A 10,187-nucleotide genomic window follows, 5' to 3' on the forward strand; every position below is an offset into this window, starting at 1 on the left:
AGCCCCATTGCTCGCTCGAAAAGCTGCCACCCGAATGGGGAGCTGTCAATAGAGCTGCACTCCGCGGGCGCGAATGTCGCTTTTTCTTCCCCAGCCTGATGCTGGAATGGCTATGGGCCAACAACAGGGCTCTGCCCCCATCTGGGGCTTGCGTTAAAGACTAGGATAGGAGACTACGGCGGGGCTTGGCTTCGCTCCAGGCACATCCATCCAAAGCAATCCGCTCTACCTCCGAGGCCAGCCTCAATGCTTTCAGGGCCTGTTCCCCACCCACAGAAGGTTGGTTGCCCCCCCGCACGCAATTGATGAAGTGCTCCAGTTCGGCATGCAGCTTGTCGATATTGTCGGTGTGGACTTTCTCAATCAAACAATCCCGCTGGTAGGGCATTTGGCCGTAGTCGCTGGTGCTGCCGACGGATCCCTGGCGGTACACCGAGATCTCATTGTGGAGAAAATCTGCTTCTACCAAGGCATTCTTGCAGTGGACGGCAATTTTGCGCACCTTGCGGTGGGTGACCTTGCTGGCAGTGAGGGTGGCGATGGCACCGTTGGCAAAAGTGAGAGTAGCCGTGACGTAGTCCAGGTAGCCCAGCTTGGAGATGCGGTTGCCGCTGGCGGTAATCTGGGTCACGGGAGATGGGATCAGCTCCAGCAACAGATCGATGTCGTGGATCATCAAGTCGAATACCACCGACACATCGCTGGCGCGGTCGGAATAGGGGCTGAGACGGTGAGCCTCAAAAGCCAGAGGTTCTTCACTTTGCAAGACTTGGCCCAGCTTTTGGAAAACAGGGCTGAAGCGCTCGATGTGCCCCACCTGCAAAATACAATTGCAATCGGCAGCTCGGTTCACCAGCGATTCTGCTTCGCTGATGCTGGCAGCGATGGGCTTTTCGATCAGCACATGTACCCCGGCCTCCAGGCAGGCCATACCCACCTCGTGGTGCAGAACCGTCGGCACGGCAATGGCCACGGCAGCTACATGGGGCAGCAGATCGCGGTAGTCCTCATAGAAATGAACGCGGTGGCGGCTGGCCACATCCAATCCCCGTTCCACGTTGATATCCGCTACCCCCACGACCCGCACATCCTTCATCAGGCTGAAAACGCGGGTGTGGTGCTGGCCCATGTTGCCTACCCCGATCACCCCAACCGGGACAGCTTGCTCTGGGTAAGCCAGTGGACGGCGGGGAGAGTTGGCAGAACTCGGGCAAGATCGGGCCATGACGTTTCCACTACCTCCACCACAAGGGTTTCGCGAACCTCGCTCCATCTTTCGGTAACGGAGCGCCGCATTTCACGAAACAAACTTCACAAAGCTTACCATGCCTCCCTTAGATCCAGTTCAAGCCGGGGATGGACGGCAGGTGCAGCGGGGGCTGTTGGCAAGATTGGGGGCTGAAACAGAACAGCGGCACCGGGCTAGAGCGAAACCACATGCGGGCGTAGAATCCGCTTGGACTGAGGGGCAGGCCAAGCCAAACGGGGAAAAAGAAGACAAAGGACGCCAAAACCAGGGCCACCGCCGTGATGCTCGCCCCGCGCCAAAAGCGGCGATAGCTCTGCCAGCCCAGCAGCACCAACCAAGCCAGGGCTAGGGTGCTAAACGCCAGAGCGCTCATGTAGTGGTAGATAAAAACGCAGCGGCTGACCCTAAACCAAGGCAGGTAATTGGCCGCATAGCCAATCAAAATGAAGGCTTCGAGACCGTGAAAGTGGCGGATCCCTCGCCAGACAAGCACCAAGATGGATCCCGTCCCCAGCCACCACAGCCAAGGATTGCCCAAGCCATGAACAGCTTGCCAGAGGTTGCCCTGACTGCCGAAGTAGTAGGCCACGGGGCGGCCCAGAATTGGCCAGGACCAAGCTCCTGCCGAGGCCAAGGGCGTAGTCAGCCAAGGACGCAAAGCCGGGAACCAAGCCACCAGGGATCGCAAGCTGGTGGAGCAGTAGGGGTGAACAGGGGTCTCTTCGTTCACCACCAGGTGGGCTGCCATGTGGCCGCCGTAGATGGATTGGTTGATGAGCACCAGGGATCGGAAATAATTCTGGATGCCCGTCCAGCTCCAATCCAGAGTTAGTCCCTGTTGGGGATTCAGCTGCAGGTGCGGGATCCACTGAATGGCATAAAAGGCCAGCGGAGCGAGGACGAAGCAGAACGCATAGTGCCACCAGCGCAGATGACGAATCTGGCTCAAAATGCCCAACCGTGGGATCCACTGCGGGCGCAGCCAGACCACCCCCCAGACGAGGATCCCCAACAGAGCAAACATGAAGGTAAACCAGAGGCCATTCCACTTCACCGAAGCTGCCGCCCCCAACAGGATCCCGGAGCAAGCAAAGTGAGCAGCCCGTCGCCAACCTTGGTCTTCTAGACCTCTCAGCAACAGAATGGTCGCTGCCAGCCCAAAGGCTACCAGATACACGTTGATCAGGCCAAAGCGGGATTCCACCAGAAACACCCCATCGGTCAGCAGCAAAACCCCGCTCAACAGAGCAAAGCCCACGTGGTAGGTGAGGCGGTAGGCTAAACCGGTCAGCAACAGAGGGATCAGGGATCCGCAAAAAGCAGTGGCGAAGCGGAATCCCCACTCGTTGCGGCCAAACACCTGAATGCTAAGGGCAATGAAGTACTTGCCCAAGGGGGGATGCACATCGTAAAAAGGCTTGCCATCCAGGTAGTTCTGGGCAAACTCCGGGAAGTACACCTCATCGAACACAGGTGCCGGGAACTCGTCCAGCCGCCACAGGCGCAACCCCAGACCCACCAGAAAGATCCCCAGCGCTCCCCATACCAGCCACTGTCGGGATCCCACAGCACTGTGCGGGGATCCGAGGATGGGCACAGCTAGCAGCAAGCTGCCCTGAGACCGCTCCGGCCCGGGGTCAATGGGGGTTGGCTCTCCAGTCATGGATAGGGCACTCTCAACACTCCGGCGAGGATCCCTAGGGATCCCCAGTGTTACTTTAGCCGACCGTGAAAGTCTAAGCGATTCCAAAGCAAACCACTGCTAGACTGTAGAATTGAATACAAAGTTGGCCAACTTCTGGCCAGTACCCTGTCTGCGCTGGCGCTCCTGAGAGCGGGCGTTTGACGTTCGGTCATCTCAGTGGGGAGGAGACACCGTGGCGACTGGTGGATATGCGTTGGTGGACAGCCTGCACCGGCATGGGGTGCAACACATCTTTGGCTATCCGGGGGGAGCCATCCTCCCCATCTACGACGAGCTGTACAAAGCCGAGTCTCAGGGGCTGCTCAAACATTACCTGGTACGCCACGAACAAGCGGCTGCCCACGCCGCCGACGGATATGCTCGCGCCACTGGCAAGGTGGGGGTGTGTTTTGCTACCTCTGGCCCAGGGGCGACCAACCTGGTGACGGGCATCGCCAACGCCATGATGGACTCTGTACCCATGGTGGTCATCACTGGGCAGGTACCTCGCCATCTGATTGGCACCGACGGCTTCCAGGAGACGGACATCTTTGGCATCACCCTGCCCATTGTGAAGCACTCCTACGTGGTACGGGATCCGCGCCAAATGTCTCGGATCGTGGCAGAGGCTTTTCACATTGCCGGGACAGGGCGGCCCGGGCCGGTGCTGATCGACATCCCCAAAGATGTGGGCCTGGAAGAGTTTGACTATCAACCCGTCAGCGAGATCAACATCCCCGGCTACAAGCCCACCGTGCGTGGCAACCCACGGCAAATCCACACAGCGGCCAAGCTGATCCTGCAGGCCAAGCGGCCCTTGCTGTATGTGGGAGGTGGGGCGATCATCTCCGGTGCCCACGCCGAAATTGCCGAGCTGGCCCACACCTATCGGATCCCGGTGACCACCACCCTCATGGGCAAAGGGGCTTTCGATGAGAACGATCCCCTGTCGGTGGGGATGCTGGGCATGCACGGCACGGCCTATGCCAACTTCGCCGTCACCGAGTGCGACCTGCTCATTGCGGTGGGGGCCCGCTTTGACGATCGCGTGACCGGCAAGCTAGATGAATTTGCCAAGCACGCCAAAGTCATTCACATCGACATCGACCCAGCCGAGGTGGGCAAAAACCGTGCGCCCGATGTGCCGATTGTAGGGGATGTGCGCACTGTTCTGGTGGAGATGCTGGCTCAACTGAGCAAAATGCCTTCTACTCCAGGCCTAACTCAGGCCTGGCTGGATCGGATCGAGCGCTGGAAGCGGGACTATCCCCTGCAGGTGCCCAGCTACGAAGGCGTGATTGCCCCCCAACAGGTGATCGATGCCTTTCGTCGTCATGCTCCCCACGCCTACTACACCACCGATGTTGGCCAGCATCAGATGTGGGCGGCGCAGTTTCTGCGCAACGGGCCGCGCCAATGGATCTCCAGTTCTGGGCTGGGCACCATGGGCTACGGGTTCCCCGCGGCGATGGGAGTCAAGGTAGCCCTGCCTCACGAAGAAGTCATCTGCATCAGTGGCGATGCCAGCTTCCAGATGAACATGCAAGAGCTGGGCACAGTGGCTCAGTACGGCATTGCCACCAAAGTGGCCATCATCAACAACGGCTGGCAGGGCATGGTGCGGCAGTGGCAGCAGGCCTTCCACGGCGAGCGCTACTCCCACTCGGATATGTCTCCCGGAATGCCGGATTTTGTCAAGCTAGCCGAGGCTTTTGGGGTAAAAGGGATCCGCGTCGATCACCCCGATCAACTGGAAGATGCCATCCAGGAGATCCTCAAGCACGAGGGGCCGGTAGTGGCCGACTTTGTGGTCAAGCGGGACGAAAACTGCTACCCGATGGTGCCTGCCGGCAAAGCTAACTATCAGATGATCGGGCTGCCGGAGAAGCGGCAACTGGAACAAGCCGCCGAGCTGATCTACTGCCCCAATTGCGGCACCAAAAACCCCACCCTGCACAAGTTTTGCGCCGAGTGCGGCACCAAGCTCTAGAATCGGTGGCCTGGCCATCCGGCTAGGGAAGGCGGGCCCCAGCAGCAGGGAGTCTTCGGGGATATCGGGGCTACTGAACAAGCCAGATTAAAACGCTCCCTGAGCGCTCTGCGAGGCCAACACGAGCGACTCCTGCCCCTTTCCCAAAAGGAGAGGAAGGTTGGGATCAGCGCAACGAACGGAGGATCCCTCCTGCCCTGGGGTAGTTCGATCCCCTCAAGGAGGGTAGCCGGAAACTTCTGCCTCTGGTGTCTCTGGCGGTCGGAAGCAGGCACCCTCCAGACCTGCCCAACCGGCTTAGAGGGGTCGGTAAACCCGGTAGTTGATATTGGGGAAGATGTTGTCCATGTATTCCACCTTGGCCAGCCACTGCTCCTCTTCAGGGGTGGCTTTTTCTCGCCGAAACTGACCCTCTTTGATCTTCTCGTAGAGGTGGTTGAAGCGCAGCAGATGAGACTTGGTGCGGCGCACTGCATAGGGAACCATCGTCCCTGTGCGCATGATAAAAGCCCAGTCAGACGATTGAGCCAGTAGCAATTCTCGCGCCGCCTGGTTCAAGGCCCGCCATTCTAGGTCATCGGCAGGCTCGCGACGGCTCAGCTCGATCATCCGCTCGGTGGCCTTGTGCAAATGGGGATAAATCCAAGCGTTGCTGGGGTTCAGCCAGTATTCGTGGAAGCCGCGCGCCCCCCAACTGGACTGGGCAGGTTTGCACACCTGCTGGGTGGGGTTCTCCCGCAGGTACTCCGCCAGGTGAGTCATGCGGTAGGTGTTTTGGTCGAAGTAGCTCTTGCGGATGAGAAAATCCAAAAACCAAGGGCCCTCGTACCACCAGTGGCCGAACAACTCCGCATCGTAGGGGGCCACCACCAGCGGCGGGCGGCCCATGACGCTGTACAAATATTCGATTTGCCGCTGGCGGTTGAACATAAAGTTGCCCGCATGCTCTGCCGCTTTCTCCCGCGCCCAATAGGGGTCGTAAAGCTGCTTTTGCCCCAGGTCCAGGTTGCGCCCGGTGATGCGGTGGTACTTGATGCCGGTGTTTTTCCGCTGGCCGTTGGGCATGATGTAAGGCTTGATGTACTCGTAGTCGGCTTCATACCCCAGGTCTTTGTAGAACTCGCGGTAAACCGGATCCCCGGGGTAGCCCACTTCCGCCGACCACACCTGCTGCGAGGATTCGTGATCCCGCCCGAAAACGGCGACGCCGGTCTCGGTAAAAATAGGGGCGTACATGCCGTAACGAGGCCGGGGCTTGGCGTAGAGAAGACCATGGGCGTCGGTGATCATGTAGCGCAGGCCAGCATCGGCGATCATCCGCTCCAGCCCTTGGTAGTAGGCGCATTCCGGCAGCCAGATCCCCCGCGGCCATTGGCCAAAGTGCTCGTTGTAGTGCTCACAAGCTACAATCAACTGCGCCCAGACTGCCTGCGGGTACATCTGCATCAAGGGCAGGTAGCCGTGGGTAGCCCCACAGGTGATGATCTCCAGGTTGCCGCTGTCTTGAAACTGCTTAAAAGCTCGCACCAGATCCCGGTCGTAGCGCTCCCAGAGATCCCGCACCATGGCAAACTGCTTGATGTAGTGCTCCGCCAGGTAGCGAATGTGGCCGTTGGTGGCGTTTTTGTCGTACTCCAGCTGGGCCAGCTCTTCCAATTTGGTTAGGTAGTGGTCGTAGCGCTCCTGCAGCAAGGGATCCCGCAGCATCGACACCAAGGGCGGCGTCAGGGACATGGTGAAGCGAAAGTCGATGCCATCTCGCTGTAGCCCCTCGAACATGTGCAGCAGCGGCACATAGGTCTCCGTGATGGCTTCGTAGAGCCATTCTTCCTCCAGCACAAAGTCTTGCTCAGGGTGGCGCACAAACGGCAGGTGCGCGTGGAGTACCAAGGCGAGATAACCCATGGCAGCCGGGGATCCTTACAGACAGGGAAAGATAACGGAGCAGACTTACCCTTCTCAGCAGCAAATCTGTAGAGAAGGTTAAGCCCAAGATTGCTACCTATCGTCCAGCATTTCGTCCTTGGGGTCAAGAGCTGGGATCGCTGGGGATCGCTGTTGGGCTCAGCGGTGACGAATGAAGTCGTAGATCTCCAGATACTCCTTGCCAGGATAGTTCCAGGAGTAGTCGTAGCTCATGCCTTGAATCTGCAGTTGACGGAACTGGTCAGGAGCGGTGTACCAAAGGTCGATGGCCCGATCCAGAGCCGACTCCAAAGCAGCTGGATCTGTGTGATAAAAGACGTAGCCGTTGCGTTGCTCGGGCAATTTGTGGGGATCGTAGTCGCGGTCGAAGACGGTATCCACCAGGCCACCCACTCCTCTCACCACCGGAACTGTGCCATACTTCAAGCCAATCATCTGAGTGAGTCCACAGGGTTCGTAGTGGCTGGGCACTACGATGATGTCTGCCCCCGCATAGATAAGGTGGGAAAGTTCTTCGTTAAAGCCCAACTCAATGTGAACATCGGGGTTGTTGTTGAGGTAGCTTTTCTCGTGGGCAAACCAAGCGCCGATCCCTCGCTCCGTAGCGGATCCCAGCAGAACAAATTGGGCATTTTTGAACAGGGAGCGGTAGATGGCATGATGCACCAAATGCACGCCCTTTTGCTCGTCCAATCGCCCGATATAGGCCACGATAGGCTTGTCAACATCCTGCAGTAGCAGCCGATCCCGCAGAGCTTTTTTGTTTTTAGCTTTATTTTCCAGCGTTTGAGCAGTGTAGCGCACGGGGATAAAGCGGTCGATCTCCGGGTTCCAAATGTCGTAATCGATGCCATTCAAAACGCCGCGAAACTTGTGCCGGTGCAAGTAGAGGGTATGGCCAAGTCCATAGCCGTAGTCGCCAAATTGCACCTCCAGCGCGTGATTGGGAGAGACCGTAGTGACAAAGTTGGAAAAAACAATTCCCCCCTTCATAAAGTTGAGAGAAAAGGGGTTGAAGTTATCGCGCAAACGGTCGTAGTGGAAGTAGTAGGGTTCGCGGTTGAGGCCGGTAGCCCAAAGAATCTCTGGGCCGCCAAAGCCTTGGTGTTTGAAGTTGTGAATGGTGTAGCACACCCGCTGGTTTCCCATGCCGTGGTACTTGTAGATCTCAAACAGCAGCACCGGTACCAACCCTGTCTGCCAGTCGTGGCAATGGATGATGTCGGGGCGCTTGTTGCTTTGTAGGAGAAACTCTAGAGCCGCCTTGCTGAAAAAAGCAAAACGCATGTTGTCATCCGGGCAGCCGTAATAACACCCGCGATTGAAGAAGTTATCGCCCGAGTGGGGCTCAATAAAAAAGCAAAGGCGGCCATGCACCCAGCCGCAGTACACCGAGCAGTGAATGGCTCCCCCGTACCAGGGCACCCAGAGATCGCGATAGGCGTCGTGCAAACCCCAGATCTGGTCGTAGCGCATCGTGTCGTACTTGGGCAAAACCAGCTCGACACAGTGGCCCCGCACCTCCAGCTCGCGGCTGAGGCCGTACACCACATCCCCCAGTCCCCCCGCCTTGATAACCGGGGCGCATTCAGACGCAATCTGCACGATGTACATTTCGAGACCTCCCGTAGCACCGCCTTAGCTTTCTTTACAAACGATAATCTTTTTGGCCTCGACAGAACATCCCTCCCAATGGCAAGGGATCCCTGCACTGGGGAACAACCTCTGGGCCGACCGGGTTCGAGCCCCAGCTGCGCCGTTTGCCGGGGAACCTGATCTACGGGAGCAGCCCTCTGGGGAATTATGGGCATTTCGATTCAAACTAGAAACGTTGAATGCACGGGGCCAGAAGGCTTTTCAAGGACTCCGTCCCGCTGGCGCGATCAGTAGCCCAGGCCTCTCACCCTAACCTGAAGCGCGACTATGAACGGCTGATCCCGCTGGGGCGGTACCGTTCTTCGAGCCAAGTGCGCAGCTCATCTTCCGGGAAGGCGGCAGCCAAGGTGCCCGTTCTGGGATCGTGGGCATGCCAAAGAACATGGCCGGATGGATCCTGGCTTTACGGTAACTGCAGCCGGCTGCACCTCCCCTCGTCTCTTGCGAGCAGACTTACTCTCTCCGGCTAGGGGTAGCCAGGGATCCTTCAAGGTCACGCGAACTCAATACCACTGCTGAGCGTAAAGGCGCTGCACCAAATAAAACACGAATAGGTTGACATCCACGCGCCGCTCGTCGATCATAAAAGACTCGATGGTGCTGGCCGGGGATCCTTCGGTGGTACAGCGGAAGAACTTGCGGCCATTCAAGGATCCCTCAGCAAACAGCACGCTAAATTGCTTCTTGCCTCCTGCAAACGCGCCGACCAGCGTCTTGCCTTCCAGGCGCAGCTCCAGATCGCTGACTCCGCGCTTTTGAAAAGCCGCAATGGCTGCCGGGATCACCTCTTCCGTGATCTGTTGCTCGAAGGGCTTTTCTTCCTTAGCAACTTTTTTCGCAGCGGCTTTGGGGGAATCCTCAGCAGCAGGCTTGGCAGCTTCAGCGGGTTTCTCGGCAGCAGCGGCCTCGGGGGTGGGTTCTCCAGACATGGGGAAACGCTCCGACAATCAGATGGGTAAAAGCCTTAGATGCAGAACAATCAAAAACTCTGTCCAGAACCGGCAAAGAGCTAGCCCTTGGGGATGTATTGGCCGACAATTTCTTCAGCAGGGATCTGGGGAAAGCCCATGCTGAAGTTGGGGGCACGCCCCTGCAGGTTATAGGCGATCTCCCCTTGCTTGAGCAGGGAGCGGATGAAATGTTCCAGGTCAGACCCAATGCGGCGGATATTGTACTCGGTCAAGTCCCGCCCCCGGTATTCTTCCACCAACTCTTCGAAACGGGCATAGACCTTTTGCAGGGCAGCATCAGTCCAGACCAGCTCGTTGTCCGGATCCACATCGAGGGTAAACAGGTCGTCGCGGGGCACGAAGTTGTTGTCGGCAGTAACTTCACCGGCAAAAATGTGGACGTGGCGAGTGGTGCATTTCAGCATTGCGATGGCTCCGCTCCGGATCTAACCTGATAAACAGCGTATCACTACCTAGCGCTTGTGGGGGATCCGCTATTTGCCCTCGGCTTACTTCGGCCCAAGCTTTTTCTATGCCCGCTGCTATTCCCCTACTGGAGCGCCTGCACATTGAGGTGAGCAAGTTCCCACAGCGGCCTATCGCGACAGCGTTGCGGTTCCCCTGCCCATAGCAACAACGTGACTTTCTTTCGTGATTTCTTCTAAGGGGCTCAAGCCTTGGGAGGGAGTTCCAAGGCCAGCGGCCCCAGCAAGCCCTTGCGGTAGTCGTTGA

7 protein-coding genes are annotated in these 10,187 nt (G+C 58.0%); 1 reads left to right on the forward strand and 6 read right to left on the reverse strand.

Annotation, left to right across the window (positions count from 1 at the left end):
• Positions 1 to 160: 160 nt before the first annotated feature.
• Both NW820_RS06425 and NW820_RS06430 read right to left on the reverse strand, forming a co-directional pair.
• Positions 161 to 1,225, reverse strand: a complete 1,065-nt coding sequence (locus NW820_RS06425; protein ID WP_414407010.1) for a Gfo/Idh/MocA family oxidoreductase — start codon at positions 1,223 to 1,225, stop codon at positions 161 to 163.
• Positions 1,226 to 1,334: 109 nt separating this feature from the next.
• Positions 1,335 to 2,912, reverse strand: a complete 1,578-nt coding sequence (locus NW820_RS06430) for a phospholipid carrier-dependent glycosyltransferase (protein WP_414407011.1) — start codon at positions 2,910 to 2,912, stop codon at positions 1,335 to 1,337.
• Positions 2,913 to 3,126: 214 nt separating this feature from the next.
• Here NW820_RS06430 and ilvB point away from each other — a divergent pair, with 214 nt between their 5' ends.
• Entirely contained in the window at positions 3,127 to 4,923 is a 1,797-nt protein-coding gene (ilvB, locus tag NW820_RS06435; RefSeq protein WP_414343257.1) for a biosynthetic-type acetolactate synthase large subunit, read from the forward strand.
• Between the two features lie 297 nt (positions 4,924 to 5,220).
• Here the strand turns inward: ilvB and NW820_RS06440 are convergent, their stop codons facing one another.
• The 4 genes from NW820_RS06440 to NW820_RS06455 all read right to left on the reverse strand — a co-directional run bounded on the left by NW820_RS06440 (position 5,221) and on the right by NW820_RS06455 (position 9,880).
• A complete protein-coding gene (locus NW820_RS06440) occupies positions 5,221 to 6,828 on the reverse strand; it encodes a glycoside hydrolase family 57 protein (protein ID WP_414407012.1) in 1,608 nt (535 codons plus the stop codon).
• Positions 6,829 to 6,987: 159 nt separating this feature from the next.
• Positions 6,988 to 8,463 carry a glycogen synthase GlgA gene (glgA, locus tag NW820_RS06445; RefSeq protein WP_011432291.1) on the reverse strand — a complete coding sequence of 492 codons (1,476 nt, stop codon included), beginning with the start codon at positions 8,461 to 8,463 and terminating at the stop codon, positions 6,988 to 6,990.
• A gap of 545 nt (positions 8,464 to 9,008) precedes the next feature.
• Positions 9,009 to 9,434, reverse strand: coding sequence for a DUF2996 domain-containing protein (locus tag NW820_RS06450; RefSeq protein WP_011432290.1), 426 nt, complete (start codon positions 9,432 to 9,434; stop codon positions 9,009 to 9,011).
• Positions 9,435 to 9,514: 80 nt separating this feature from the next.
• Positions 9,515 to 9,880: an NAD(P)H-quinone oxidoreductase subunit M gene (locus NW820_RS06455; RefSeq protein ID WP_011432289.1), complete on the reverse strand. Its 366-nt coding sequence runs from the start codon at positions 9,878 to 9,880 to the stop codon at positions 9,515 to 9,517.
• Positions 9,881 to 10,187 lie beyond the last annotated feature (307 nt).

This window comes from Synechococcus sp. R55.7 (genome assembly GCF_047461955.1).
Classification (GTDB): domain Bacteria; phylum Cyanobacteriota; class Cyanobacteriia; order Thermostichales; family Thermostichaceae; genus Thermostichus.

Coding starts and splice junctions, on each gene's coding strand:
- NW820_RS06425 (WP_414407010.1), bottom strand. CDS start 1,225: ATGGCCCGATCTTGCCCGAGTTCTGCCAACTCTCCCCGCCGTCCACTG.
- NW820_RS06430 (WP_414407011.1), bottom strand. CDS start 2,912: ATGACTGGAGAGCCAACCCCCATTGACCCCGGGCCGGAGCGGTCTCAG.
- NW820_RS06440 (WP_414407012.1), bottom strand. CDS start 6,828: ATGGGTTATCTCGCCTTGGTACTCCACGCGCACCTGCCGTTTGTGCGC.
- glgA (WP_011432291.1), bottom strand. CDS start 8,463: ATGTACATCGTGCAGATTGCGTCTGAATGCGCCCCGGTTATCAAGGCG.
- NW820_RS06450 (WP_011432290.1), bottom strand. CDS start 9,434: ATGTCTGGAGAACCCACCCCCGAGGCCGCTGCTGCCGAGAAACCCGCT.
- NW820_RS06455 (WP_011432289.1), bottom strand. CDS start 9,880: ATGCTGAAATGCACCACTCGCCACGTCCACATTTTTGCCGGTGAAGTT.